Below are 26,536 nucleotides of genomic sequence, written 5' to 3' on the forward strand. Positions count from 1 at the left end.
TGGATTGAGTACCTGAAAACATGTCCACCAAAGAACACCACCCCAGCGACCTGATCCGCGCCCGCGACCTCGAGGGCGTGGACGTGTGGACGCTGCCAAGCTTCGACCCGGAACCCGAGCCAGAGCCCGAGCCAGAGGCGGAGCCCGAGGTCATCGCGGAAGAAGTCGAGGAAGTGCCGCTGGAAGAAGTCCAGCCACTGACTCTGGAAGAGCTCGAGGCCATCCGGCAGGAGGCCTACAACGAGGGCTTCGCCACCGGTGAGCGCGAGGGCTTCCACAGCACCCAGCTCAAGGTTCGCCAGGAGGCCGAAGAGGCCCTGAAGGCCAAGCTGGACAGCCTCGAACTGCTGATGGCCAACCTGATGGAGCCGATCGCCGAGCAGGACACGCAGATCGAGAAAAGCCTGGTGCACCTGGTGGCGCACATGGCTCGCCAGGTGATTGGCCGCGAGCTGCGCAACGATTCCAGTCAGATCACTCAGGTGCTGCGCGAAGCGCTCAAGCTGCTGCCCATGGGCGCGGACAATATCCGCATCCACCTCAACCCGCAGGATTTCGAGCTGGCCAAGGCCCTGCGCGAACGCCATGAGGAGAACTGGCGGCTGCTGGAAGACAGCGCATTGCTGCCGGGTGGTTGCCGCATCGAGACGGCCCACAGCCGAATCGATGCCACCATGGAAACGCGTATTGAAAAAGCGGTGGCGCAGTTGTTCGACCAGTTGCACGACCATTCCCTGCACCCGGCGGCGCCAGACATGGCGATAGACCTGGGCGCGCCGGTCGAGCGTGCCGTGGACAACCCCGATGCACCTTGAACGTACCAGTTTCGGCAAGCGCCTGGGCACCTACGCCGAGGCCATCGCGCTGCCGTCCCAGCCCATCGTCGAAGGCCGCTTGCTGCGTATGGTCGGCCTCACCCTGGAAGCCGAAGGCCTGCGCGCTGCAGTGGGCAGCCGCTGCCTGGTGATCAACGATGACAGTTATCACCCGGTGCAGGTTGAGGCCGAAGTCATGGGCTTTGCCGGGCCCAAGGTGTTTCTGATGCCGGTGGGCAGCATCGTCGGTATTGCTCCGGGGGCACGCGTAGTTCCGCTGGATGACAGCGGCCGCTTGCCGATGGGCATGAGCATGCTGGGCCGGGTGCTCGACGGCGCCGGCCGTGCGCTAGATGGCAAGGGCGGGATGAAGGCCGAGGACTGGGTGCCGATGGATGGTCCGGTGATCAACCCGCTCAACCGCGACCCTATCAGCAAGCCGTTGGATGTGGGCATTCGCAGTATCAACGGCCTGCTTACCGTCGGCCGTGGCCAGCGGCTAGGCCTGTTTGCCGGTACCGGGGTGGGTAAATCGGTGCTGCTGGGCATGATGACCCGCTTCACCGAAGCCGAAATCATCGTGGTCGGTCTGATCGGTGAGCGGGGGCGCGAGGTGAAGGAGTTCATTGAGCACATCCTCGGTGAAGAGGGCCTCAAGCGCTCGGTGGTGGTGGCGTCGCCGGCAGACGACGCGCCGCTGATGCGCCTGCGTGCCGCCATGTATTGCACTCGCATTGCCGAGTACTTCCGCGACAAAGGCAAGAATGTGCTCTTGCTGATGGACTCCTTGACCCGCTTCGCCCAGGCTCAGCGGGAGATTGCCCTGGCCATCGGCGAGCCGCCAGCCACCCGGGGCTACCCGCCATCGGTGTTTGCCAAACTGCCCAAACTGGTGGAGCGGGCAGGCAATGGCGAACCCGGCGGTGGTTCGATCACTGCGTTCTATACCGTGTTGTCCGAAGGCGACGACCAGCAAGACCCGATCGCCGACTCGGCGCGGGGCGTGCTCGACGGCCACTTTGTGCTGTCGCGTCGGTTGGCTGAGGAGGGCCATTACCCGGCCATCGACATCGAAGCCTCGATCAGCCGGGTCATGCCCCAAGTGGTCGATGCCGACCACTTGCGCCAGGCGCAGAAGTTCAAGCAACTGTGGTCGCGTCTGTCACAAAGCCGCGACCTGATCAGCGTGGGTGCCTATGTGGCCGGCGGTGATCCGGAGACCGACCTGGCCATTGCGTTGCAATCGAAGCTGGTTGAGTTCCTGCGTCAGGGCCTGCGCGAGGACGTGGGCATGGCGCAGAGCCGCGAGCAGCTGGGGGCGATTTTCACGCCCCCGGCAGGTTGATAAGCCATGGCGCAGCCCGGACGTGCCGCGCGCCTGGCGCCGGTGGTGGACATGGCCGAAGAGGCCGAGCGCAAGGCCGCTCAGCGTCTTGGCCATTTTCAGCAGCAGGTGGCCACGGCCCAGGCCAAGCTGGCCGAGCTGGAGCGCTTTCGCGAGGATTACCAGCTGCAGTGGATCAACCGCGGCGGGCAAGGGGTCAATGGTAGCTGGCTGGTCAATTACCAGCGTTTTCTCGGGCAGCTGGAAACGGCCATGACCCAGCAGCGTCAGAGCCTGGTCTGGCACCAGAACAACCTCAATAATGCACGTGGTACCTGGCAGCAGGCCTATGCCCGGGTGGAGGGTTTGCGCAAGCTGGTGCAGCGCTACCAGGACGAGGCCCGGCGTGCTGAAGACAAGCGTGAGCAGCACTTGCTGGATGAGCTGTCGCAGCGTTTGCCGCGGCAGAGCCATTTGTAGGTGTTTGACGTAGCGTTTGCCGCGGCAAGAGCCATTTGTAGGTGTTTGACGTAGCGTTTGCCGCGGCAAGAGCCATTTGTAAGTGTTTGTCGCAGGTCTTGCAGTGTCTGTGAGATCGAGCGCCGCCCGCGCGGCGCATCGCGAGCTGCGCTCGCTCCTACGTTTGTTTCGGGCCAGTCACGCCTGTTGCAGGCGCGCGCGACCGCCTTGTTTGTACGACGTGATAATGCGCCATGCGCCAAGGCGTTCGCGCGCAAATCCCATAGGAATAACTGGCCCGAAACAAATGTAGGAGCGAGCGCAGCTCGCGATGCGCCGCGCGGGCGGCGCTCGATCTCATGAGCACCGCAGGCCCCATGCTGAACACTTGCCACCCCTACCATCGCCTGCTAAACCTTAAACAGTTGCATCCGCCATCATCGAAGGAATCGCTAGCATGGCAGTCGAGACTGATTTTTCGCAGGACGGGAAAAAGCTGACCATCAAGATCAAAGGGCGCTTCGATTTCGGCAAGCACCAAGAGTTCCGCGACGCCTACGAGCGCCAGCCCAAGCGGCCGGATTCGGTCGTCGTCGACCTGAAGGACACCACCTACCTCGACAGCTCTGCGCTTGGCATGCTGCTGTTGCTGCGCGACCACGCGGGCGGTGACGAGTCGGATGTGCGGGTAGTGCATGCCAGCTCCGACGTGCGCAAGATTCTCGCCATCTCCAATTTCGAAAAACTCTTCGATATCAGTAGTTGAGCGCCGACATGCCGGCCGAACAGGCGCTGACCGTGCTGGTCGCCGAAGACAGTGCTGTCGATCGCCTTCTGCTTGCGCAGATCGTGCGCCGCCAGGGTCATCAGGTATTCACCGCAGAGAACGGCGAGCAAGCGGTAGCGCTGTTCATCGAGCGGCGCCCTCAGCTGGTGCTGCTGGACGCCCTGATGCCGGTCATGGATGGCTTCGAGGCGGCGCGGCAGATCAAGGCATTGGCTGGCGAAGCGCTGGTGCCGATCATTTTCCTGACGTCGCTGAATGAAGAAGAAGGCCTGGTGCGTTGCCTTGAGGCGGGTGGCGATGATTTCATGGCCAAGCCCTACAGCGCGGTGATCCTCGCTGCCAAGATTCGCGCCATGGACCGTCTGCGCCGGTTGCAGGCTACCGTGTTGGCGCAGCGCGATCAGATCACACGGCATCACCATCATCTGCTTAACGAGCAGCGGGTGGCCAAGGCGGTGTTCGACAAAGTGGCCCACTCTGGATGCCTTTCTGCGCCCAACATTCGCTACCTGCAATCGCCTTACGCGCTGTTCAATGGCGACCTGATGCTGGCGGCATTTACCCCGGCCGGCGACATGCGTGTGCTGCTCGGCGATTTCACCGGTCACGGCCTGCCGGCAGCGGTCGGCGCCATGCCGATGGCTGAGGTGTTCTACGGCATGACCGCCAAGGGCTGCAGCATGACGCAGATCCTGCGCGAGATGAATGCCAAGCTCAAGCGCATCCTGCCGGTAGACATGTTCTGCTGTGCGCTGCTGCTCAACCTCAGCATGCAGCGCGGCTTGGTGGAGGTCTGGAATGGCGGCATGCCCGATGGCTATCGCCTGTCGGTGGATGGCCAGGTGCTGTCGGCACTGAGTTCGCGGCACCTGCCGCTGGGCATCCTGGCCGCTGAGCGTTTCGATGACAGCACTGAGGTGTTGCCGCTGGCACCGGGCGAGCGCCTGTTGCTGCTGTCAGACGGTGTGCTCGATACCGCCGACGAACACGAACGCCTGTTTGGCGTGCATCGCCTGCGTGCCGTGCTGGCCGAAAACCGCGACCCTGTGCAGTTGTTCGATGAACTGATGTTGGCCCTGGAACGTTTTGGTGGGCAGCCACGAGATGACATCAGCTTGTGCGATATTCGCATGTTCACTGCCGATGAGCGGGTGCCGGCACCGATGATCTACTCTGACAGTGGCCGCTCCAGCCCGCTGGACTGGTCGCTGGGCTTCGAGGTGCGCGGCGAAAGCCTGAAGCGCTTCAACCCTGTGCCGTACCTGGTGCAGTTGTTGCAGGAAATTCACAGCCTGCGCGCGCGTATCGGCAACCTGCACAGTGTGCTTAGCGAGTTGTATTCCAATGCGCTGGAGCATGGTGTGCTGGGCCTGGACTCACAGCTCAAGCGCGATGTGCAAGGCTTTACCGACTACTATCAGGAGCGCGCCCGGCGCCTGGGCTCGCTGACCGAAGGCTTTGTAAGCATTGATTTCAAGGTTGAACCGCATGACGGCGGTGGGCGCCTGATAATTGAGGTGCGCGACAGCGGTGCCGGCTTCGACGTGCAGCGGGTACTTGCGCGGCCTTCGCTGGGTCAGGGGCTGAGCGGTCGCGGTCTGAATCTGGTTCGGCAGCTGGCCAGTGAGGCGCGCTGGAGTGAGGGCGGGCGTTGCGCGCATGTGGAGTTCGTATGGTGAGCCACTGGTTGGCTCGGGCATAATCTGGCTTGATCAAGGAGTGAACAAGTGACTGACATGCATATTGACCACAAGGTACTCAGTGACCTGCGTGAGGTCATGGAAGATGGCTACCTGCAGTTGGTGCAGACTTTTCTCGATGACTCAGAACGGCGTCTTGGGCAGTTGCACGCGGCCAAAAGCGCCGAGGAGCTTGGTGCAGCGGCTCACAGTTTCAAGGGTAGCAGCAGCAACATGGGCGCTGTGGCCTTGGCCAGCCTGTGTCAGCAGCTCGAAGAGCGCGCGCGGCGGCCCCCTTTGTACGGTATTGAAGACTTGATCAGCCGCATCGACATGGAATTCGTCGTGGTGCAGCACTTTTACCGTGGTGAGCAGCAGCGTATTTCCGCAGGCTGATAAGCGAGTTGGCGCGAGTCTTGCGTGTCTCTGCCAGGATGATTTCTGTTTCTGGCGCGGAGACCGCTCGATGCCTGTCGCACCCAACCCTTTGTTGCAAGCCAATGCCATTGCCAAAACCTCGCGTTCGGCCACCGTGCAGGCGGACAAACCGCTTCAGGCGCTGGGCGACAAGGGCGATGCTTTTGGCCAGATGATGGCCAGGCAGGGTCGCGACAAGGTTGCCGGGCAGGATGACAAGGGCGTTCAGGCCAAGCCCAAGGACAAGCCTGATGCGGCAACGGGCGGCAAGAAAGACCCGGCTGGCAACGCTGCAGTTGCCGAGGACGGCAAAAAGTTGCCAGAGGATGATTCGGCCCAGGCCGATACGGGTGTGCATGATGCCAGCCTGGTGGCCGGTCAGGTCACTGATGCCCAGCCCGGCGCGCAACTGATCCAGGCGCAGGCCGAGGCGGTGGCGCCAGTGCTGCAGGCGGCCACGGCGCAAACCCAGGTTGCCGCCGCACTGCCTGAAGAGGCGTCTGTCGAGGAGGCCTTCGACCCGGATGCCGACCCCTTGGCCAACCTGCCGACCCTGCGCCTGGCGCTGGAGCACAGTGCCCAGGCCAAGGGTGGCACCTCGGCTCATGCCCTTGATGCTGCCCAGGCTCAGGGCGAGGATGGGCGGGCAGCCGTCAATACCTTGGCGAATCTGGTCGAGAATACCGAGGGCGGAAGCGCCGAATCCGGTGACAAGGCCTTTGGCGCCTTGCTTGAAGACGGCCTGAAGGACACCAAGAGCGCCAGCAGCGACACCCGGATCGATGATTTTGCCAACCGCCTGGCCAGCCTGACCCAGGCGGCCACCGCCAAGACCGCCAACGCCGTCCCGGCCAATGCGAGTCCGCTACACCAGCCATTGCCAATGAACCAGAATGCTTGGGCCGAGGGCCTGGTCAACCGGGTCATGTACTTGTCCAGCCAGAACCTCAAGTCGGCTGATATCCAGCTGGAGCCGGCAGAGCTCGGTCGCCTCGACATTCGCGTCAATGTTGCGGCGGACCAGGCTACCCAGGTCACCTTCATCAGCGGCCACGCCGGCGTGCGTGATGCCCTCGACAGCCAGTTGCACCGCCTGCGAGAACTGTTTGCCCAGCAGGGACTGGCGCAGCCGGATGTCAACGTGGCTGACCAGTCGCGCGGGCAGCAACAGCAGCAGCAGGGGCAGGCGCAGGGCAGCAGCCTGTCCGGAGTGGCGGCGCGCCGTGCCGAGCAGGGCGGAACCGAGGCGGTCGATAGCACCCGGCCTTTGGAGCAGCAGGTGGTTGTCGGCGACAGTGCGGTCGATTATTACGCCTGATGTCTGGTGCATGGCGTTGTTTTTGGGGGGCAGTGAGATCGAGCGCCGCCCGCGCGGCGCATCGCGAGCTGCGCTCGCTCCTACGTTTGTTTCAGGCCAGTCATGCCTGTGACAGGCGCGCGCGACCGTCTTGTTGATACGACGTGATATCTCGGCCTACGCCAAGGCGTTCGCGCGCAAATCCCATAGGAATAATTGGCCCGAAACAAACGTAGGAGCGAGCGCAGCTCGCGATGCCCCGCGCGGGCGGCGCTCGATCTCGCAAGCGTAAAATCCCTCAAGCCAAATTCTGGCATAACACTTGCTCAAGCCAAGCCATCCTCCCTTGAACCCCCGATGGACGACGGATTATTGGCATGGCGAAGAGCGAAGCAGTCAAAGACCCCGCCACTAAAGGCAAACTCAAACTGATCCTGCTGGCCGTCGTAGGTCTGTTGCTGGCGATCGGCCTTTCGGTGGGCGCTACCTGGTTCATCATGCACAAGAGCGAGCCGGCTCCTGCTACCGAGGCAGCGGCCAGCAACGTCAAGCCAGCGGCGATCTACGAAGCGCTGACCCCGGCCTTCGTGGTCAACTTCAACCAGAACGGCCGTCAGCGCTACATGCAGTTGAGCATCACCCTGCAGGCGCGTAACCAGGCCGACCTGGATGCGCTCAAGGTGCACATGCCGGTGATCCGCAACAACCTGGTGATGATGTTCTCCGGGCAAGGGTTCGACACCCTTGCCAGCAGCCCGGTAGGGCAGGAGATGTTGCGCCAGAAGGCCACCGCGGTGGTCCAGGAAGTGGCGCAGAAGGAAGTCGGCAAGCCGGTCGTTGACCAGTTGCTGTTCACCAATTTCGTATTGCAGTAGGAGTCCGCAATGGCCGTACAGGACCTGCTGTCCCAGGATGAAATTGATGCCCTGTTGCACGGCGTCGACGACGGTCTGGTGCAGACCGAGAGTGCATCCGAGCCTGGCAGCATCAAAAGCTACGACCTGACCAGCCAGGATCGGATCGTACGGGGTCGCATGCCGACCCTGGAAATGATCAACGAGCGCTTCGCCCGCTACACCCGTATCAGCATGTTCAACCTGCTACGCCGCTCCGCAGACGTGGCCGTGGGTGGCGTGCAGGTAATGAAGTTTGGCGAATACGTGCATTCGCTGTACGTGCCAACCAGCCTCAACCTGGTCAAGATCAAGCCGCTACGCGGCACCTCGCTGTTCATCCTTGACGCCAAGCTGGTGTTCAAGCTGGTGGACAACTTCTTTGGCGGCGATGGCCGCCACGCCAAGATCGAGGGGCGTGAGTTCACCCCGACCGAACTGCGCGTGGTGCGCATGGTGCTGGACCAGTGTTTCGTCGACCTCAAGGAAGCCTGGCAGGCGATCATGCCGGTCACCTTCGAGTACATGAACTCCGAGGTCAACCCGGCCATGGCCAACATTGTCGGCCCCAGCGAGGCGGTGGTGGTGTCCACCTTCCACATCGAACTGGACGGCGGTGGCGGCGATTTGCACGTGACCATGCCGTACTCGATGATCGAGCCGGTGCGGGAAATGCTCGATGCCGGTTTCCAGTCGGACCTGGACGACCAGGACGAGCGCTGGGTCAAGGCCCTGCGCGAGGACGTGCTTGACGTGGCCGTGCCAATGAGCGCAACGGTCGCCCGGCGCCAGCTGAAGCTGCGCGACATCTTGCACATGCAGCCGGGTGACGTGATCCCGGTCGAGCTGCCCGAGCACCTGGTGCTGCGCGCTAACGGGGTGCCCGCGTTCAAGGCGCGGCTGGGCTCGCACAAGGGCAACCTTGCCCTGCAGATCATCGACCCGATCGAACGCCGCTGACGGTGTGCCGGTCGCTTACAACGAATTGAATGCCTGTCGAGGAAATCATGGCTAACGAAAACGAGATCACCTCCCCAGAGGACCAGGCACTGGCCGATGAGTGGGCCGCAGCGTTGGAAGAAACCGGTTCAGCCGGGCAGGCCGACATCGATGCACTGCTGGGCGGGGACACCGGCAGCAGCGGCCCTGGCCGCCTGCCGATGGAAGAATTCGCCAGCTCGCCCAAGCCGAACGAAAATGTCAGCCTCGAAGGCCCGAACCTGGACGTGATCCTGGACATCCCGGTGAACATTTCCATGGAGGTGGGCAGCACCGAGATCAACATCCGCAACTTGCTGCAGCTCAACCAAGGCTCGGTGATCGAGCTCGACCGCCTGGCCGGCGAGCCGCTCGACGTGCTGGTCAACGGCACGCTGATCGCCCATGGCGAAGTGGTTGTGGTCAACGAAAAGTTCGGCATCCGCCTGACCGACGTGATCAGCCCCAGCGAACGTATCAAGAAGCTGCGCTGAGTGAAGGGCACGATGCGCGCCATCGCCGCAGTTGCGGCGCTGTTCGCCAGCCACGTCTGCATGGCCGCGGCCACGCCAGCGGCCACCCCGGCGGCTCAACCTGGCAGTCTCGGCGGGCAGCTGGCGCAGATGGTCCTGGGCCTGCTGCTGGTGGTGGGCCTGATCTTCTTCCTGGCCTGGCTGCTGCGGCGCCTGCAGAGCACCGCAGTGAAGGGTGGGCAGGTGATCGAGATCGTCGGCAGCCGTGCCATCGGCCCGCGTGACCGCCTGCTGCTGGTGCAGGTGGGCAAGGAGCAGATCCTGATCGGCCATACCCCCGGCAGTATCGAGGCGCTGCACGTACTGGCCGAACCCGTGGAAGTGCCGGCAAGCGTCCGTCAGGCGACGCCGGAGTTTGCCCAGCGGCTGATGGAGCTGATGGGCAAGGACCCTAAGGACAACAAGTGATGAGCGGCGCGCTGCGTACGTTGTTGACTCTGGCGCTGCTGCTGGCAGCGCCGCTGGCCCTGGCGGCCGACCCGCTGTCGATTCCGGCCATTACCCTGTCCAACACCCCGGACGGGCAGCAGGAATATTCGGTCAGCCTGCAAATCCTGCTGATCATGACCGCGCTGAGCTTCATCCCGGCGTTCGTCATCCTGATGACCAGCTTTACCCGCATCATCATCGTGTTCTCGATCCTGCGCCAGGCCCTGGGCCTGCAGCAGACACCGTCCAACCAGCTGTTGACCGGCATGGCGCTGTTCCTGACCATGTTCATCATGGCCCCGGTGTTCGATCGGGTGAACCAGGACGCGTTGCAGCCGTACCTGAAGGAGCAGATGACTGCCCAGCAGGCTATCGACAAGGCCCAGGGGCCGCTCAAGGACTTCATGCTGGCGCAAACCCGGCAAAGCGACCTTGACCTGTTCATGCGCTTGTCCAAGCGTACCGACATCGCTGGCCCCGACCAGGTGCCGCTGACCATCCTGGTGCCGGCGTTCGTCACCTCCGAGCTGAAGACCGCGTTCCAGATCGGTTTCATGATCTTTATCCCGTTCCTGATCATCGACATGGTCGTGGCCAGTGTGCTGATGGCCATGGGTATGATGATGCTGTCGCCGCTGATCATCTCGCTGCCGTTCAAGATCATGCTGTTCGTGCTGGTGGATGGTTGGGCGCTGATCATGGGCACCCTGGCCAGCAGTTTCGGCGGCGTCTGACGCCGTCAAGGAGAGCCGCCGATGACACCTGAAGTCGCTGTCGACCTGTTTCGTGATGCGTTATGGCTGACCACCCTGATGGTCGCCATACTGGTAGTGCCGAGCCTGCTGGTGGGTTTGGTGGTGGCGATGTTCCAGGCCGCCACGCAGATCAACGAACAGACGCTGAGCTTTTTGCCGCGCCTGCTGGTGATGCTGGTCACACTGATCGTCGCCGGGCCGTGGCTGGTGCAGAAGTTCATGGAGTACTTCGTCAGTCTCTACACCAGCATCCCGCAGTTGATCGGTTGACGCGCCGATGCTGGAGCTGACCGATACGCAGATCGGCACCTGGGTCGCCACCTTCATCTTGCCGTTGTTCCGGGTGACGGCGGTGCTGATGACTATGCCGATCTTTGGCACCCGCATGCTGCCGGCGCGGGTGCGATTGTATGTGGCGGTGGCTATCACCGTGGTGATCGTCCCGGCTCTGCCACCCTTGCCCGAGTTCGACCCGTTGAGCCTGCGCGGCCTGCTGCTGTGTGCCGAGCAGGTCATCGTCGGGGCCTTGTTCGGATTGTCATTGCAGTTGTTGTTCCAGGCTTTCGTGATCGCTGGCCAGGTCGTCGCGGTGCAGATGGGCATGGCGTTCGCATCGATGGTCGACCCGGCCAACGGCGTCAACGTCGCGGTTATCAGCCAGTTCATGACCATGTTGGTAAGCGTGCTGTTCCTGCTGATGAACGGCCATCTGGTAGCGTTCGAGGTGCTGACCGAAAGCTTCACCACCTTGCCGGTGGGCAATGCGCTGGTGGTCAATCAGTTCTGGGAGCTGGCGGGGCGCCTCGGCTGGGTGTTCGGTGCCGGTCTCCTGCTGATCCTGCCGGCAATTGCCGCACTGTTGGTGGTGAATATCGCCTTTGGCGTAATGACGCGTGCCGCGCCGCAGCTGAACATTTTCTCCATTGGTTTTCCGCTGACCCTGGTCATGGGCATGTTCATTTTTTGGGTCGGGCTTGCCGATATACTTTCCCATTACCAGGCATTGGCCAGCGAAGCGCTGCAATGGCTGCGTGAACTGGCGAGGGCGCGCTGAACATGGCGGAAAGCGAAAGCGGTCAGGACAAGACAGAGGAGCCCACCGACAAGCGCAAGCGCGATGCTCGCGAGAAAGGCGAGATCGCGCGTTCCAAGGAGCTGAACACGGTGGCGGTGACCTTGGCCGGTGCCGGTGGCCTGTTGGCGTTTGGCGGCCACCTGGCCGAGACGCTGCTGGCGATCATGCGCATGAACTTCAGCCTGACCCGCGACTTCATCGTCGATGAGCGCGCCATGGGGGCTTTCCTGCTGGCCTCGGGCAAGATGGCCATCTGGGCGGTGCAGCCGATATTGATCCTGTTGTTCGTGATTTCCTTCGTCGCGCCGATAGTCCTGGGCGGTTTCCTGTTTTCCGGCAGCCTGCTGCAGCCCAAATTCAGCCGCATGAATCCCTTGTCGGGGATCAAGCGCATGTTCTCGATGAATGCCCTGACCGAACTCTTGAAAGCATTCGCGAAATTTCTCGTGATTCTGGTCGTGGCGGTAGTGGTGCTGGTCAATGATCGTCAGGCGCTTCTCGCCATCGCCAATGAGCCGTTGGAGCAGGCGATCATCCATAGCCTGCAGGTGGTGGGCTGGAGTGCGTTGTGGATGTCGGCCGGGCTGCTGTTGATTGCGGCGGCCGACGTGCCGTTCCAGTTGTGGCAGGCGCACAACAAGCTGAAGATGACCAAGCAGGAGGTGCGTGACGAGTACAAGGACACCGAAGGTAAACCCGAGGTCAAGCAGCGTATCCGCCAACTGCAGCGCGAGGTTTCGCAGCGGCGCATGATGGCGGCGGTGCCGGATGCCGACGTGATCATCACCAACCCGACGCATTATGCGGTGGCTTTGCAGTACGACCCGGAGAAGGGTGGGGTGGCCCCACTGTTGCTGGCCAAGGGGACTGACTTCATTGCCTTGAAGATCCGCGAGATTGGCGTGGAGCACAAGATCCAGATCCTCGAATCGCCAGCGCTGGCGCGGGCGATTTATTACTCCACCGAAATTGAGCAGGAAATCCCTGCTGGCTTGTACCTGGCGGTGGCCCAGGTGTTGGCGTATGTGTTCCAGATTCGGCAGTACCGGGCTGGCAAGGGCAAGCGGCCAGAGCCGCTGAAGGACGACCTGCCGATCCCGCCGGATTTGCGGCGTGACAGTTGATGTGTCCGGCGTAGGTTTTTTGGTGCCGGTGAGATAGAGCGCCGCCCGCGCGGCGCATCGCGAGCTGCGCTCGCTCCTACGTTTGTTTCAGGCCAGTCATGCCTGTGACAGGCGCGCGCGACCGCCTTGTTGGTACGACGTAATATCTCGGCATACGCCAAGGCGTTCGCGCGCGAATCCCACAGAAATAATTGGCCCGAAACAAACGTAGGAGCGAGCGCAGCTCGCGATGCGCCGCGCGGGCGGCGCTCTATCTCACCGACACCAAAAAACCACGGCGAACGCCCAAACCAAAAAGTTGGAAGGCTTCTTGCAGAGCCACGCCCAAGCGCCCCCTGGGCGTCAAAGTTTTGCATCAAGAGGACTCGCGGTGGATCGCACTCAGTTAATCAGCAACGCCCGTAACAACCTGGCCGGGCTCGGCCGGGGCAACCTGGGTGTGCCGCTGTTGCTGCTGGTGATGTTGGCAATGATGGTGTTGCCGATACCGCCGTTCCTGCTCGACGTGTTCTTCACCTTCAACATCGCCCTGTCGATCGTGGTGCTGCTGGTGTGTGTATACGCCCTGCGTCCGCTCGACTTTGCGGCGTTCCCGACCATTCTGCTTTCCGATTCCGCCGGATTTGCGGCGTGACAGTTGAAAGTTTCTTGACCGTTTCTGGGATTGCTCAAGATCGAGCGCCGTTTGAGCGGCGCTTAATCTCAATTGGGTGATCAATAAATTACCATCCGAAAAACACCAACGACATCCAATAGCCTGATGGTACGAATTATACTTGTTGTTCGGTCAGCAGTATTGGCTAGGATCCAAGTTGTTTAAGATAAGTACCAGTTTGTCAAATTCGATACCATGTTGCTGGCATGCTTTCGGAAAAAGACTATGGCTTGTAAGCCCTGGAAGGGTGTTAAGCTCAATAAGGTACGGCTCTGTGTTGTGGACGATGAAGTCTGCTCTAAAGTAATCAAGCTCAAGTGCCTCAGCGATAGCAGAGCAGTAGTTGGTGACTAATTGATGGGTGCTCCTGTCTAGGATGGTGAGGGTGGCATTCGTCTTGGTGGATATGAATTTCGCATCATAAGAGAAGAAATCACTCTCAAATTCAACTGTATAGATGGGTAGCGTGGATTTGTTTAAATAGCATACGGATAACTCGGGCCCACTTATAAATTCTTCTATTAGAATTCCAGTGTGAAATTTTGCTGCTGCGTTTATAGCAGGCTGGAGGTCAGCTTTGAGGTCGCTGACCAGGGACACACCGAAGCTACATCCTTCACGGTTAGGTTTGACGATGCAGGGTGTTCCTAGACGTTCACTGATTTCTTCAAAACAAACGTCATCACCGTTTTTCGAGTAAAGATAGTTTGCGACATTTATTCCAAGTCCTCTTGCAATATGCTTCGTTAGAAGCTTGTCCATGCAGATTGCGCTGGCCTGAGGAGAAGGGCCATTATATGGGATCTCTAGTCCTTCTAAATATGCTTGTGCCATCCCGTTTTCACCGAAACCGCCATGAAGCGCCAAAAAGACTCTGGTGAATTTAGCGAGGTCCAGACTAAGCAGTTCTCTATAGTCCGAAATGGTGAAAATCTCATGGCTGATTTGGAGGGTTTTCAACGATTGTGAGACAGCTTCGGAAGTTTGAAGGGAGACCTCCCGCTCCGAGGAGTTCCCACCCGTTATAATTGCAATATTTTCAATCATTTTATTTGCCCCCTATGATTTAAGTTGATAAGCTGAAGCACCTTTTGTGAAAGCGATTCTGCACCTGCTCGAACGGTTTTGATGTCCATGTCGCTGGTAAAGGATAAGCGGATCGCACTGCTGGCCCTCATTGCGCTGTGCCCAATCCCAGTGATGACGTAAGAGGGGGAAAGATTGTTAGAGTTGCAGGCTGATCCGGAAGAGATGCAGACGTTTCTCAAGCAACTAATCAAGGTTTCTGAGCGCATCCCAAGAATGGAAATATTCAAGATGTGAGGTGTCGAAACAGCGTCTGGAGAATTAATTAGGAACGCGATGTCATGCTTGTTTAGTGTTTCAAGGATTGCATTTCTCAGTTGTTTCGCAGCGGACCATGAGGCAGGGTAATCCTTGTTCTTTAGTCGACGTGCCGCAGCGCCGAATCCGGCGATCAGTTGAGTGGGAAGTGTGCCGCTACGGAGTGAAGATTGACCGCCGCCAAATGTGAGAGGACGCAAACGAGAAAAGCTGGAGGAAGAAACATAGAGGGCGCCGATGCCCTTTGGCCCTTCGATTTTATGGGCTGAAATCGAAGCGCAATCTACGCCAAGTTCTTTGACGTTGATAGGTAGCTTGCCCAACGCTTGAGCGGCATCGATATGGAAAAGTGCATTTGAGTTTTCTAATGCCTTTTTGATTTCTGGAAGGTTTTGAAATGTGCCTATTTCGGAATTCACATAAGAAATAGAGAGCAGTGATGTGTTTTCATCCAGTAGGCTGTTTAGATGCGTTAGATTGACTCGACCGTCTGAATCGATTTTCATTCGTCGAATCTCTATGTTGCGTTTTTCTAATTCTTCTGCGGCTAAAAGACTGGATTTGTGGTCGATAGGGCATATAATTATATTGCTTCTTGCGGTGGTGGCGCTTCCAAGAATCGCAATGTTATTGCTTTCCGTGGCGCCAGATGTGAAAACTATTTCAGCCGGTGTGCAGCCTAGTAGCTCAGAAATATGTGAAGCACTTTCAAAGACAGCACTCCGTGCAAGACGGCCTAGAATGTGGGCAGATGAGGGGTTTCCGTAGTTGATGTTGTCATATTTCGCCATTTCCTTTATGACGTCATCAGCGCACGGAGTAGTGGCTGCAGCATCTAGATAGATTACCGAGTCTGGTTGCATGGCTGGCCTCTCAAGTTCTATAGATGACGATATGGATGCCTTTGCTGTATATTTCTTCGGTCGTGAGCTCCCCGCTCCCTCCCAGATCTGCCACCAATATGCTTACAGGATCGAACTCGTAAAGTGAGAGGGCGATCTCAACTCCCTTTCTAATTGGAGCATGGCATTCACTTGGGGCGAGGAGAATCAAAAGCCGAGCGCCTGCTCTGTAGGCTTCGGAAATCATTTCTGTTATTTCACCTGCGCAACCGGTCATGCCGCAACTGACCAGTGGTAAAGGTGTGCCCGAAGAGTCAGTGAATGAAATCTCGGACATTTCTGGTTGATCTGGAATACATCGTTTCTCGAGTTTTCCTTGCTTCACCAGTCGAGAAGCCTCATTTTGAAAGCGATTTTTCAACCATGTCTCGGGGAAACAAAGTGTATGTTTGCGACTGGATGTAATATTTTTAGTAGTGACGATTGAGGATGAGTTAAGGTGCGTGAGGTAGCTTGTTGGAAGTTGCTTGAAGCGGTTGTAAAATTCGGCCCTATAGTTGTGAATGATTTTGTCGCTTGGGACGTATTGCCAATCGTTGATCAAAAGGAGTAGGTTGGCGCTTTGATTATTCTTGACTATATGGTGCTCTGCGAATTCTATAGCTAACCTCCAAGAATAGGTGGGAAATATGCCCACTCGCTCCTTGATTTGTGCTTTTAATGTAGGGTCTTGTATGTCCTCAAAGACTCCTGGTGCCAGTCGATCGCTATGTTTGTCATAAAATAGCATGAAGTGGCCGGCCATGATGTGAACGGCATTCAAGGGTTCGGCATTCATGAAGTTGTAAATGCGACTTTTTAGCTCGGCTTCCGTAAATGCAAAGATTTCATGTGTTGTTATTTTTTGCATAATTTATCCTTGCGGGTAGTTTAGGGGTGAGGGTTAATGAGTAAATGCATTAGTAAGATCGCGAGTTAATTCGTCTGGATCTTCAAGTCCGAGGTATATCCTTGCGCACTCACTGTTAATGCCTAGTCTTTTTGCTGAGGGCATGTCGCGAGTATCAATAAGATTGACGAGGCTTGTCGTGCCGCCCCATCCATAGCCGATCTTTATTAGGTTTAGTCGGTTCAGGCGAGATATCAGTTCGTTGCGAGAGCATGAAAATTCAGCGGTGAAAAGGCTGTTGAATCCATAGATCATCGAGTTTTGTAGATGGAGCTCAGTGTTTTGGAGAATGGGATGTATTACCTGTTTTAAAAGAGGCAGGGGCTTGAGGCTTCGAAGTACCTTGCGAGTCGTACTCATTTGGAATGATAGGCGAGCGCCCAGCGTGCTGATTGATCGAATTGCTGCTGAGCAGGCGTGTGAGCTCACATGGTTGCCCGTTAATGCGGAGGTGATTTTAAGGTTTACATACAGATCTTTTCGCTTGGTTATTAGTGCTCCGAGAGAGATGCCCTCTACAGCCCCGTGGTATTTACTCATTGAAATCAAGCTGATGTCCGCGCCGAGTGATAAGGGGTGGTGAAATAGTGATGCTGCCCATGTGTTGTCGGCCACAATCAGTGCTGGGTGGTCGTGTCTTGATTCGACGATTGCACTAATATCCATGACCTCGTACGTGAATGCGCCTGGGTTTTCAAATATGATTAACTTTGTCTTTAGAGTTAGTTTATTTTTTAGAGTTGAGGCTTCGCTAGGTGTGAAGTATTCAATTTTTACGCCAATATTTTCAAAGTGATTCAGCAGCCATCGTGTGGAGTAAACGATGGTGTCTCCAGCAAGTACGTGATCACCTGGTTTCACGAATGTTGTCAGCAACAGATTGAAGGCCGACTGTCCGGAAGGTGTTAAGACTGCGAACTTGCCCTCCTCGAGGTCTGCTACCCGCTGAGAAAGTTGTCGAGTGGTTGGTGTGTCAACGCCGCCATAGTACAGGCCACTGAAAAGATCATTGTCTATGTCTGCTAGGCTTTCTTCATTGATGGGTGGCAGCTGATCAAAGGTGTCGACTAAATAGCTGGTGCACTCCATGGCTGGCGTTTGTGTGGATTGGATTCCTCCTGTGGGGAAGAGGCCAACCTGGGCCAGTTTACTACGTGGCATCTCAGGCATCGCTTGCCTCGAACTCATTGAGAAGAAGGATTATTTCTTTAACTTCGCCAACCTGAGGTGCACAGACATTGGATAAGGGATATTCGAGGGAGGCTTCACCGAATCTATGGAAATACTCCAGCAGTTGACCTTCGGGAGTGCCCCAGCGCAGGTAATTTTCATTCTCGCTTTCGCGGCTACTCCGCAGTGGGTGCTGGACCGCCCAGTTTGCACTTAAGGTAAGAGGCTGTCCTGTCTCCTGCTTAAGCTTTATGAGTCCATTAAGCAAATTTCGGCGACTGATATGTGCTTCACCCAAGCCAAAAAGTAATGCGCACCCGCAATCGATATGATTTGCAGCCATAAAGTCCAGAGCTTGTAAGAATCGGTCTTTCCACGTTTGTTTATTGCCATCAACGTCTTTGCTCATGCCGCCAATTTCTTGTGGTTCAAGCGTTTCGAGTCCGATGAATATATACCTAAGGCCACATTTGGCTAGCCTTTGAATAACGTCCTTTTTTCTAAGAATCTGATCGATCGTGAATTGGCCTCCGAAAATGACTTCTAAAGGGGCTTTCTCAAGTAATTGACACAACTGTGTGATTGCGACTGGGCTACCGCTAAGGAATATCGAATCTTCGACGAATGCGCTTGCCCCCTTGTTGGGGTGATCTTGCATTACTGCGCTAACTGTCTCGTTGAGTTGATTGTAGAGTCGTCGTGGGGCGCCTTGAATGTCCTGGATGTTTCCGGCAATGCTGCGGCGTTCACTGCAAAAATTACAATCATAGATACACCCAGGCCCAGTATCGCTGAATATATGTGAGGTCATGCGTCCCTCGAAAACATCAAATGAAGCGGTGACCCCAAATGTACCGACCACTGAGGGTAATTCGTCGCGCTTCAGAGGTACGCCATCACTTACAAGTGTGTTATCGATGCGTGGGAAGTCAGCGATCCATCGCCCTTCAGTTGTCATATCCAGGTTTTCTGCAATGAACGTCGCTGGGCTTTGATTGCAGCGACTAAAAAGTTCGCCAATCTCTGCAATCAATTTTTCCGCCTCTCCGGAAATTATGACGTCAAATAGTGGAGGGATTTCACACTCTCTGATAAGGCGCCCCGGCGAGGCTCTATGGTGTTTGACGAGGGAGGGTAGCCTCTTTCTTTCGTCAGCAAGGTATATCGTTTCATTTACGTGCCGCCCACCCAGTACGATGAGTAATCTATCGCCGAACATTTTTCTAGCGACTTTTGCACATTCCACTGCGCCAGGCATGCAGAGCGTCATGGCGCCAATGAATAGAATGTTGGGTCGAGATGCTTGTATTAAATTTTCATAACGCTGCATGTCATCCAGTGAGTACATGAGCAAAAAGTGCTCTCTGAGCTTTTTGTCGAGTCGCCCCCAGTTGCTGTTTCCCCAAGCACCTTTCCTTTGTTTAGCGAGGCTTGCCGCATAGCGGCATGCGTTAAAGAGGCTGACAGGGTCAGTGCTGTTCAAAGCCCTGCCTGATTTGTGGCCGCTGATGCATTCCGGCGCAGAGATCGCGATCGCTCGAATCTGTAGGTGAGGCGTGACGATTTTGGGGGCGGACAACCGCTCGCCCAGGGTCGCCCCCTTAGTGATTTGCAAAGGCATGCTCTTCCATTCCTGAATATCGGCAAATGCCGTTGTTATTTTTTTTGGATATTGGATACAGTAGCCAAAATCTGCTGACTGAGGCCTGTCGAAATGAAACAAAATGTGATCGCACTGGTTTTTGGGGGGCGGAGCTCAGAGCACTCAGTGGCGCTCCGCTCCGCCGCTACAATCCACGCGGCGCTGATGGCTCTCGGTCACAGGGTGCACTGTGTGGGGATAGATCGTGAGGGCAACTGGAGGTATCAAGGAGAGCCGCGCCAGTTCCCAGGTGCGGTTGATCGGTCGGCTCCGTTGATTTCAATTCGTCCTGGCCATCGCTCGCTCTCATACACAACTCAAGAGAGCGGCACGGTGGAGATTGGGATCGATTTGCTTTTCCCGGCACTGCATGGCCGGTGGGGGGAGGATGGAACAATTCAAGGATTGGCAGCGATGTGCGGTTTGCCGTGTGTGGGCTCCGGGGTGCTAGGTTCGGCAATGGCCATGGATAAGGATGTCACAAAGAGAATGGTCCAGTCTGCCGGACTTGTTGTGGGGCCTTGGCTGGCCATGAACTCCATGCGTCCTTGGGAGGAACTGGTTGAGTGCCTGGGTAGCAGCACGCTCTTCGTAAAGCCCGCCACTTCGGGCTCCTCGATTGGTGTATCTAGGGTCTCCAACGCCTTGGAATATGCTGCGGCATTTGCTATTGCAGCACGAGAGGACACAAAGGTGCTTGTGGAGGCTGCTGTCTATGGAAGAGAGATAGAGTGTGGTGTGCTCGAACTTGAGGAGGGTTTGATGGCCTCGGTGGTGGGTGAAATAATCAAAAAGGAAGGGCACGCCTATTACGATTATCAGGCGAAATACGATTCCAGCAGTGTGACAGGTCTTCGTGTGCCAAGCTTGTTGCCACCTGACATTGTCGCGCGCATCCAGGCTCTATCAGTCCAGGCGTTTAGATGCCTTGAACTGAAGGGGTACGCCAGGGTGGATTTTTTCTTGACAGAAGTGGGTGAAATTATTCTCAATGAGATCAATGCCTTACCCGGATTTACGAGTGCCAGTATGTACCCGAAGATGTTTGAGTGCTCCGGTTACCCTCCGCTGAAGTTGGTAGGAGCGCTAGTCGAATATGGGCTCTCATCAGCATCTAAAGAACGTTTATGACACGTCCTGCCGACGCCGCTTCTCAAGAAACGTAACGATTGCATCTCGCCCCTCGGCAAGGTGCTCGGCTAAAAAGTGCTTGGCGGCTTCGCGATCCCCCTCAGCGCAAGCGCTCAAAATGCTTTTATGATCCTGTTGCGATTTCTTGTGATAGTCGAGATTTGTTAACAAAAAACGAAGATGGCGATCCACCGAGTCATGAAGGGACTTAATCAATGCAAGTAACCTAGGGCGCTTTGCTTTTGCATAAAGAAAATAATGGAATTTTTCATTGAGTTCGCTAAGGTGGTGCGGGTCGGTGGCATGCTCCATGGTAGATACAAGTTCGTACATCTGCGCCAGATCATTTTCTACGATGTTGTCAAAACCAAAGTCCAAGGCGGTGCATTCTGCCATGATCCGCATATCATAGATCTCGACAATGTCTTCAATCGTCATGATCGCTACAGAGGCCCCTTTATGGACTTCGTAGGTAACAAGCCCTTCGGCCTCCAACTGCCTTATGGCGTCCCTTACCGGCATACGACTCAAACCGAATTTCGAGGCTAGCTCTTCTTGGCGCAAAGCCGTACCTTCGGCTATTGCGCCAGAAAGTATGCCTTCGCGTAGCGACTCGACCACATAATCCATCGCGGTTTTATGGCGATGTTTGTCAGGAACGATAAAGCTATCGAGAGAGTTCGCCACCATGTTCTCCGGGTCTAGCGATGTAGTCAAAAGCGCTGGCGAAGGTATCACAGACTCACTAGAGCTACCATCGAGCAGTTGGCATGATGTTCATGCCTTTGAGTAGTCATTGGCTCTCTACATCCGCATAGAAACCGTGAGTTTTTGCATGATCAAGTCGCTCAGTTTTTTTTGTCGTGGCGCCACCCTCTCCGTGGCTTTCCAAGAGCTTAAGCCTTGGGCCATTGCCGTAGAGGCGATTGGGCGGGAGGTCTCGTTTTTCTTGGTGATTGCCTGCTCATGAGCCACCCGTCAACGCGGTGGTGCTCGCCCGGTTCATCTTTTCGTGTGGGTGTCTGCCAAAGTTGGAAAGCTTCTTGCAATGCCAGCCGCAGGCGCCCCCTGGGCGTCAAAGTTTTGCATCAAGAGGACTCGCGGTGGATCGCACTCAGTTAATCAGCAACGCCCGTAACAACCTGGCCGGGCTCGGCCGGGGCAACCTGGGTGTGCCGCTGTTGCTGCTGGTGATGTTGGCAATGATGATGTTGCCGATACCGCCGTTCCTGCTCGACGTGTTCTTCACCTTCAACATCGCCCTGTCGATCGTGGTGCTGCTGGTGTGTGTATACGCCCTGCGCCCGCTCGACTTTGCCGCGTTCCCCACCATCCTGCTGGTGGCCACTTTGTTGCGCCTGGCCCTGAACGTGGCGTCCACCCGTGTGGTCATGCTGCATGGCCAGGAGGGCCACGGCGCTGCCGGTAAAGTGATCCAGGCCTTCGGTGAGGTGGTGATCGGCGGCAACTACGTGGTCGGTGCCGTCGTGTTCGCCATCCTCATGATCATCAACTTCGTGGTGGTGACCAAGGGGGCCGGGCGTATCTCGGAAGTGAGTGCGCGTTTCACCCTTGACGCCATGCCCGGCAAGCAGATGGCCATCGACGCCGACCTCAATGCCGGCCTGATCGATCAGGCCCAGGCCAAGCACCGCCGTGCCGAGGTGGCGCAGGAGGCCGAGTTCTACGGTTCGATGGACGGTGCCAGCAAGTTCGTGCGCGGTGATGCCATCGCCGGCTTGCTGATCCTGTTCATCAACCTGATCGGCGGCATATTGATCGGCATGATGCAGCACGGCATGAGTTTCACGGAGGCCGGCAAGGTGTACGCCTTGCTGACCATCGGTGACGGTTTGGTGGCGCAATTGCCATCACTGCTGCTGTCCACCGCCGCCGCGATCATGGTCACCCGCGCGTCGGGCTCCGAGGACATGGGCAAGCTGATCAATCGGCAGATGTTCGATTCGCCCAAGGCCCTGGCAGTGTCTGGCGGGTTGATGATTGTCATGGGGCTGGTGCCGGGCATGCCGCACGTGGCGTTCCTCAGCCTCGGCCTGCTGGCCGGTGGGGGCGCCTACCTGGTGTGGAAGAAACAGCAGCAGGCCAAGGTCAAAGCCCTGGAAGAGGCGCAGCGCCAGCAGGACCTGCTGCCCTCGCCACAACGCGCGCTGGAAACCAAGGAACTGGGTTGGGATGACGTCACCCCCATCGACATGATCGGCCTGGAGGTTGGCTATCGGCTGATCCCGCTGGTCGATCGCAACCAAGGCGGCCAGCTGCTGGCGCGGATCAAGGGCGTGCGCAAGAAGCTGTCGCAGGACCTGGGCTTCCTGATGCCCACCGTGCACATTCGTGACAACCTCGACCTGCAACCCAGCGCCTATCGCCTGACCCTGATGGGGGTGATTCTGGCCGAGGCGGAGATCTATCCGGACCGCGAACTGGCAATCAACCCGGGGCAGGTGTTCGGCACCCTGAACGGTATTGCCGCGCGCGATCCGGCGTTTGGCCTGGAGGCGGTGTGGATCGATGTTGGCCAGCGTTCCCAGGCGCAGTCGCTGGGCTACACCGTGGTCGATGCCAGCACCGTGGTGGCCACCCACCTCAACCAGATCCTGCAGAAACATTGCCACGAGCTGATCGGTCACGAAGAGGTTCAGCAACTGCTGCAAGTACTTGCCAAGGCATCGCCTAAACTTGCAGAAGAGCTGGTGCCGGGTGTCATTTCCTTGTCGGGGCTGCTCAAGGTGCTGCAAGCACTGTTGTCTGAACAGGTGCCAGTGCGCGATATTCGCAGTATTGCCGAGGCCATCGCGAACAACGCCGGCAAGAGTCAAGATACCGCCGCACTGGTGGCGGCAGTGCGCGTCGGATTGTGTCGTGCCATCGTGCAAAGCATTGTCGGCGTTGAGTCGGAGCTGCCAGTGATTACCCTGGAGCCAAGGTTGGAACAGATTTTGCTGAATAGTCTGCAAAGGGCCGGGCAGGGTCAGGAAGATGGTGTTCTTCTGGAACCTAGCATGGCCGAGAAGCTGCAACGTTCGCTGATCGAGGCGGCCCAGCGCCAGGAAATGCAGGGTCAGCCGGCCATCCTTTTGGTCGCCGGCCCGATACGCGCCATGTTGTCGCGTTTCGGTCGCCTGGCTGTACCGAATTTGCATGTTCTGGCGTATCAGGAAATACCTGACAACAAGCAAGTCACCATCGTTGCCACCGTGGGCCCTAACGGCTGAGGTAGGGGATAATGCAAGTTAAGCGATTTTTCGCCGCCGATATGCGTCAGGCCATGAAGCTGGTCCGTGACGAGCTGGGCGCCGATGCCGCGATCATTGGCAACCGTCGCATTGCCGGTGGTGTCGAACTGACGGCCGCGCTGGACTACAAGCTGTCCGCCCTGGCCCCGCGTGTGCCCAACGCCGAGCTGGAAGAAGAACTGCGCAAGACCCATACGCGCATTGCCAGTGCCCAGGCCGAGCTGGACCACCGTCAGGACAGCAGCGACAACAACCGTCAATTGTTCGCCGGGCAATCTTTGACCGCTGCCGAACCGTTGATCGAGCCGCATGTCGAGGCTCCCGAGGCTGCTGCCGCACCGGCTGCTGCACCGGTTGATCCGCGCCTGTTCGATGCCATGCGTTCCGAGCTGTCGGGCCTGCGCGAGTTGCTGGAAGTGCAACTCGGTTCGCTGGCCTGGAATCAGCTGCAGGGCAGCAAGCCGCAGCAGGCCAACATTTGGCGCCGCCTGCAACGCATCGGCCTGTCGGGGCCGATCGCCCGCGAGCTGCTGGACCTGACCGCCGAGATCGAAGAGCCGCGCCAGGCCTGGCGCATGCTGCTGGCTCACTTGGCGCGGATGATCGAAATACCTGAAATCGAGCCGATCGAAGAGGGCGGCGTGATCGCCGTGGTCGGCCCGGCGGGTATGGGCAAGACCACCACCCTGGCCAAGCTGGCCGCGCGCTACGTGCTCAAGTACGGCGCGCAGAATCTGGCGCTGGTGAGCATGGACAGCTTCCGTATCGGCGCCCAGGAGCAGCTCAAGACCCTGGGCCGCATCCTCAACGTGCCGGTGACGTACGTCGACCCGGGCCAGTCGCTGGCAGCAGCGCTGGAGCCTCTGCTGCGCAAGCGCGTGGTGCTGATCGATACTGCCGGCCTGCAGGCCAGCGACCCTGCGCTGCGCATGCAACTGGAAACCTTGGCCGGGCGTGGCATTGCCGCGAAGAACTATCTGGTGCTGGCCACCACCAGCCAGAAGCAGGTGCTGACCGCCGCCTACCACAGCTACAAACGCTGTGGCCTGGCCGGCTGCATCCTGACCAAGCTCGATGAAACGGCAAGCCTTGGCGATGTGTTGAGTCTTGCCATCAGTCATGAACTGCCAGTGGCCTATCTTACCGATGGGCCACGCATTCCTGACGACTTGCACTTGCCGCGGGGCCACCAGTTGGTTTCGCGCGCGGTGAATGTGCAGCAGCAGGACGAGCCCAGCGAAGAGGCCATGGCCGACATGTTCGCTGATCTCTATCACAACCCACGGCGAGCGGGTTGACCATGAAGCGTGTGCAAAGTAGCTATGCCAAGGGGCACGCAGAATTGCCCTACGTGTGGCCTGAGTCCCAGCGAGACAAGGTAAAGAACAGACATGGGTAGCATGCATCCCGTACAGGTGATCGCCGTGACCGGCGGCAAAGGTGGCGTCGGCAAGACTAACGTTTCAGTGAACTTGTCCCTGGCGCTGGCCGAGCTTGGCCGCAGGGTCATGCTGCTGGACGCCGACCTGGGCCTGGCTAATGTCGACGTGTTGCTGGGCCTTGCCCCCAAACGTACTCTCGCCGATGTCATTGAAGGGCGTTGCGAACTGCGTGACGTGATGCTGCAGGGCCCTGGCGGTGTGCGCATCGTGCCGGCAGCCTCGGGCACCCAGAGCATGGTGCACCTGGCCCCAGCCCAGCACGCCGGGCTGATCCAGGCGTTCAGCGAGATCGGCGACAACCTCGATGTGTTGGTGATCGATACCGCTGCGGGTATCGGTGACTCGGTGGTCAGCTTCGTTCGCGCCGCCCAGGAAGTGCTGTTGGTGGTGTGTGATGAACCTACCTCGATTACCGATGCCTACGCGTTGATCAAGCTGCTCAATCGTGACTACGGCATGAACCGTTTCCGTGTGTTGGCCAACATGGCGCAGAGCCCGCAGGAAGGGCGCAACCTGTTTGCCAAGCTGACCAAGGTCACCGACCGCTTCCTTGACGTTGCCCTGCAATACGTGGGTGCCGTGCCGTACGACGAGTGCGTGCGCAAGGCGGTACAGAAGCAGCGTGCCGTCTACGAAGCCTTCCCTCGCTCCAAGTGTGCGCTGGCTTTCAAGGCGATTGCCCAGAAGGTCGATAGCTGGCCGCTACCGGCCAACCCGCGCGGCCATCTGGAGTTCTTTGTCGAGCGCTTGGTGCAACCCACCAGCGCGGGACCCGTGCTATGAACGCCAGCGGTTTCAAGATGTACAGCCGGGCGTCGAAGGACGCCCAGTACGAGCTGATCGAACGCTACGCCCCGCTGGTCAAGCGCATCGCCTACCACCTGCTGGCGCGCTTGCCGGCCAATGTGCAGGTCGAAGACCTGATCCAGGCCGGCATGATCGGGCTGCTGGAAGTGGCTAACAAATACGACGCCAGCAAGGGCGCCAGCTTTGAAACCTATGCTGGCATCCGCATCCGCGGGGCCATGCTGGACGAAGTGCGCAAAGGTGACTGGGCGCCGCGTTCGGTACACCGAAACACCCGTATGGTCAGTGACGCGATGCGTGCGGTTGAAGCCAGAACAGGCCGTGACGCTAAAGATCATGAAGTTGCTGCCGAACTCCAATTGAGTCTCGATGATTACTACGGGATCTTGAACGATACCCTGGGCAGCCGCCTGTTCAGCTTCGACGACCTGTTGCAGGACGGTGAGCACGAAGGGCTGCATGAGGATGGCGCCAGTGGCCAGGTCGAACCTGCGCGGGGGCTGGAAGAGGACCGCTTCCAGGCTGCCCTGACCGAGGCTATCGCCAACCTGCCGGAGCGTGAGCGCCTGGTGCTGGCGCTGTACTACGACGAAGAGCTGAATCTCAAGGAAATCGGTGAGGTGCTTGGTGTCAGCGAGTCGCGGGTCAGCCAGTTGCACAGCCAGTGTGCCGCGCGCCTGCGTAGCCGCCTGGGGGAATGGCGGGCGCGTTGAGCCCGCTGTCGTTGCAGTCGTT

At 58.1% G+C, this 26,536-nt stretch carries 26 protein-coding genes and 1 pseudogene; 21 read left to right on the forward strand and 6 right to left on the reverse strand.

Annotation, left to right across the window (positions count from 1 at the left end):
- Nucleotides 1-20: 20 nt before the first annotated feature.
- From fliH to AC3B5Q_RS07545, 16 genes and pseudogenes are all read left to right on the forward strand, one after another.
- Complete coding sequence (fliH, locus tag AC3B5Q_RS07470) at nt 21-815, forward strand: flagellar assembly protein FliH (protein ID WP_021785179.1); 795 nt, start codon at nt 21-23, stop codon at nt 813-815.
- Nucleotides 805-2,160, forward strand: coding sequence for a flagellar protein export ATPase FliI (gene fliI, locus AC3B5Q_RS07475; RefSeq protein WP_021785180.1), 1,356 nt, complete (start codon nt 805-807; stop codon nt 2,158-2,160). Before fliH ends, fliI begins: the two co-directional genes overlap by 11 nt.
- A gap of 6 nt (nt 2,161-2,166) precedes the next feature.
- Nucleotides 2,167-2,619 (forward strand): flagellar export protein FliJ, encoded by a 453-nt coding sequence (fliJ, locus tag AC3B5Q_RS07480; protein ID WP_021785181.1) that lies wholly within the window; start codon nt 2,167-2,169, stop codon nt 2,617-2,619.
- Nucleotides 2,620-3,055: 436 nt separating this feature from the next.
- Complete coding sequence (locus tag AC3B5Q_RS07485; RefSeq protein WP_021785182.1) at nt 3,056-3,364, forward strand: STAS domain-containing protein; 309 nt, start codon at nt 3,056-3,058, stop codon at nt 3,362-3,364.
- A gap of 8 nt (nt 3,365-3,372) precedes the next feature.
- Nucleotides 3,373-5,064 carry a fused response regulator/phosphatase gene (locus tag AC3B5Q_RS07490; protein ID WP_135192494.1) on the forward strand — a complete coding sequence of 564 codons (1,692 nt, stop codon included), beginning with the start codon at nt 3,373-3,375 and terminating at the stop codon, nt 5,062-5,064.
- A gap of 48 nt (nt 5,065-5,112) precedes the next feature.
- Entirely contained in the window at nt 5,113-5,460 is a 348-nt protein-coding gene (locus AC3B5Q_RS07495; protein WP_004577674.1) for an Hpt domain-containing protein, read from the forward strand.
- Nucleotides 5,461-5,530: 70 nt separating this feature from the next.
- Entirely contained in the window at nt 5,531-6,799 is a 1,269-nt protein-coding gene (locus tag AC3B5Q_RS07500) for a flagellar hook-length control protein FliK (RefSeq protein WP_392524509.1), read from the forward strand.
- A gap of 356 nt (nt 6,800-7,155) precedes the next feature.
- On the forward strand, nt 7,156-7,653 hold the full coding sequence (gene fliL / locus AC3B5Q_RS07505; protein WP_021785185.1) for a flagellar basal body-associated protein FliL: 498 nt from the start codon (nt 7,156-7,158) through the stop codon (nt 7,651-7,653).
- Nucleotides 7,654-7,662: 9 nt separating this feature from the next.
- Nucleotides 7,663-8,631 carry a flagellar motor switch protein FliM gene (fliM, locus tag AC3B5Q_RS07510; protein ID WP_021785186.1) on the forward strand — a complete coding sequence of 323 codons (969 nt, stop codon included), beginning with the start codon at nt 7,663-7,665 and terminating at the stop codon, nt 8,629-8,631.
- Nucleotides 8,632-8,678: 47 nt separating this feature from the next.
- Entirely contained in the window at nt 8,679-9,143 is a 465-nt protein-coding gene (gene fliN, locus AC3B5Q_RS07515) for a flagellar motor switch protein FliN (protein WP_003254417.1), read from the forward strand.
- A gap of 12 nt (nt 9,144-9,155) precedes the next feature.
- Nucleotides 9,156-9,590 (forward strand): flagellar biosynthetic protein FliO, encoded by a 435-nt coding sequence (gene fliO / locus AC3B5Q_RS07520; protein WP_031322757.1) that lies wholly within the window; start codon nt 9,156-9,158, stop codon nt 9,588-9,590.
- On the forward strand, nt 9,590-10,345 hold the full coding sequence (gene fliP / locus AC3B5Q_RS07525) for a flagellar type III secretion system pore protein FliP (RefSeq protein WP_003254415.1): 756 nt from the start codon (nt 9,590-9,592) through the stop codon (nt 10,343-10,345). Before fliO ends, fliP begins: the two co-directional genes overlap by 1 nt.
- A 21-nt stretch (nt 10,346-10,366) precedes the next feature.
- Nucleotides 10,367-10,636 carry a flagellar biosynthesis protein FliQ gene (gene fliQ, locus AC3B5Q_RS07530; protein WP_021785188.1) on the forward strand — a complete coding sequence of 90 codons (270 nt, stop codon included), beginning with the start codon at nt 10,367-10,369 and terminating at the stop codon, nt 10,634-10,636.
- A gap of 7 nt (nt 10,637-10,643) precedes the next feature.
- Nucleotides 10,644-11,420 (forward strand): flagellar biosynthetic protein FliR, encoded by a 777-nt coding sequence (gene fliR / locus AC3B5Q_RS07535; protein WP_021785189.1) that lies wholly within the window; start codon nt 10,644-10,646, stop codon nt 11,418-11,420.
- A 2-nt stretch (nt 11,421-11,422) separates the two neighbouring features.
- Nucleotides 11,423-12,565, forward strand: a complete 1,143-nt coding sequence (flhB, locus tag AC3B5Q_RS07540) for a flagellar biosynthesis protein FlhB (protein WP_021785190.1) — start codon at nt 11,423-11,425, stop codon at nt 12,563-12,565.
- A 370-nt stretch (nt 12,566-12,935) separates the two neighbouring features.
- Nucleotides 12,936-13,172, forward strand: a pseudogene (locus AC3B5Q_RS07545) (FHIPEP family type III secretion protein); the annotation flags it as partial.
- 180 nt (nt 13,173-13,352) lie between these two features.
- Here AC3B5Q_RS07545 and AC3B5Q_RS07550 read toward each other — a convergent pair.
- Genes AC3B5Q_RS07550 through AC3B5Q_RS07570 form a run of 5 tightly spaced genes read right to left on the reverse strand, consistent with a single transcriptional unit; the run spans nt 13,353 to nt 19,146 of the window.
- Complete coding sequence (locus AC3B5Q_RS07550) at nt 13,353-14,267, reverse strand: D-alanine--D-alanine ligase family protein (protein WP_274103135.1); 915 nt, start codon at nt 14,265-14,267, stop codon at nt 13,353-13,355.
- On the reverse strand, nt 14,264-15,427 hold the full coding sequence (locus AC3B5Q_RS07555; protein WP_103469888.1) for a cysteine desulfurase family protein: 1,164 nt from the start codon (nt 15,425-15,427) through the stop codon (nt 14,264-14,266). Before AC3B5Q_RS07555 ends, AC3B5Q_RS07550 begins: the two co-directional genes overlap by 4 nt.
- A gap of 10 nt (nt 15,428-15,437) precedes the next feature.
- The gene (locus tag AC3B5Q_RS07560; protein ID WP_103469887.1) at nt 15,438-16,316 is read right to left on the reverse strand and encodes an LPD16 domain-containing protein; all 879 of its coding nucleotides are present in this window, start codon (nt 16,314-16,316) and stop codon (nt 15,438-15,440) included.
- A gap of 33 nt (nt 16,317-16,349) precedes the next feature.
- Entirely contained in the window at nt 16,350-17,516 is a 1,167-nt protein-coding gene (locus tag AC3B5Q_RS07565) for a PLP-dependent transferase (RefSeq protein WP_330509444.1), read from the reverse strand.
- 1 nt (nt 17,517) lies between these two features.
- Nucleotides 17,518-19,146 (reverse strand): B12-binding domain/radical SAM domain-containing protein, encoded by a 1,629-nt coding sequence (locus tag AC3B5Q_RS07570; protein ID WP_103469886.1) that lies wholly within the window; start codon nt 19,144-19,146, stop codon nt 17,518-17,520.
- 93 nt (nt 19,147-19,239) lie between these two features.
- Here AC3B5Q_RS07570 and AC3B5Q_RS07575 point away from each other — a divergent pair, with 93 nt between their 5' ends.
- Nucleotides 19,240-20,298: a D-alanine--D-alanine ligase family protein gene (locus AC3B5Q_RS07575; protein WP_275967126.1), complete on the forward strand. Its 1,059-nt coding sequence runs from the start codon at nt 19,240-19,242 to the stop codon at nt 20,296-20,298.
- Here the strand turns inward: AC3B5Q_RS07575 and AC3B5Q_RS07580 are convergent.
- Complete coding sequence (locus AC3B5Q_RS07580; RefSeq protein ID WP_275967127.1) at nt 20,293-20,988, reverse strand: GntR family transcriptional regulator; 696 nt, start codon at nt 20,986-20,988, stop codon at nt 20,293-20,295. The two genes, AC3B5Q_RS07575 and AC3B5Q_RS07580, sit on opposite strands and share 6 nt — an antisense overlap.
- A 413-nt stretch (nt 20,989-21,401) precedes the next feature.
- On the opposite strand from AC3B5Q_RS07580, the gene flhA reads away from it, so the two are divergent.
- The 4 genes from flhA to fliA all read left to right on the forward strand — a co-directional run bounded on the left by flhA (nt 21,402) and on the right by fliA (nt 26,514).
- A complete protein-coding gene (flhA, locus tag AC3B5Q_RS07585) occupies nt 21,402-23,531 on the forward strand; it encodes a flagellar biosynthesis protein FlhA (RefSeq protein ID WP_021785191.1) in 2,130 nt (709 codons plus the stop codon).
- Between the two features lie 11 nt (nt 23,532-23,542).
- A complete protein-coding gene (gene flhF, locus AC3B5Q_RS07590) occupies nt 23,543-24,850 on the forward strand; it encodes a flagellar biosynthesis GTPase FlhF (protein ID WP_021785192.1) in 1,308 nt (435 codons plus the stop codon).
- A gap of 93 nt (nt 24,851-24,943) precedes the next feature.
- Nucleotides 24,944-25,777 carry a flagellar synthesis regulator FleN gene (gene fleN, locus AC3B5Q_RS07595; RefSeq protein ID WP_021785193.1) on the forward strand — a complete coding sequence of 278 codons (834 nt, stop codon included), beginning with the start codon at nt 24,944-24,946 and terminating at the stop codon, nt 25,775-25,777.
- Complete coding sequence (gene fliA / locus AC3B5Q_RS07600) at nt 25,774-26,514, forward strand: RNA polymerase sigma factor FliA (RefSeq protein ID WP_021785194.1); 741 nt, start codon at nt 25,774-25,776, stop codon at nt 26,512-26,514. Before fleN ends, fliA begins: the two co-directional genes overlap by 4 nt.
- Nucleotides 26,515-26,536 lie beyond the last annotated feature (22 nt).

Source organism: Pseudomonas sp. D5(2026) (assembly GCF_057766845.1).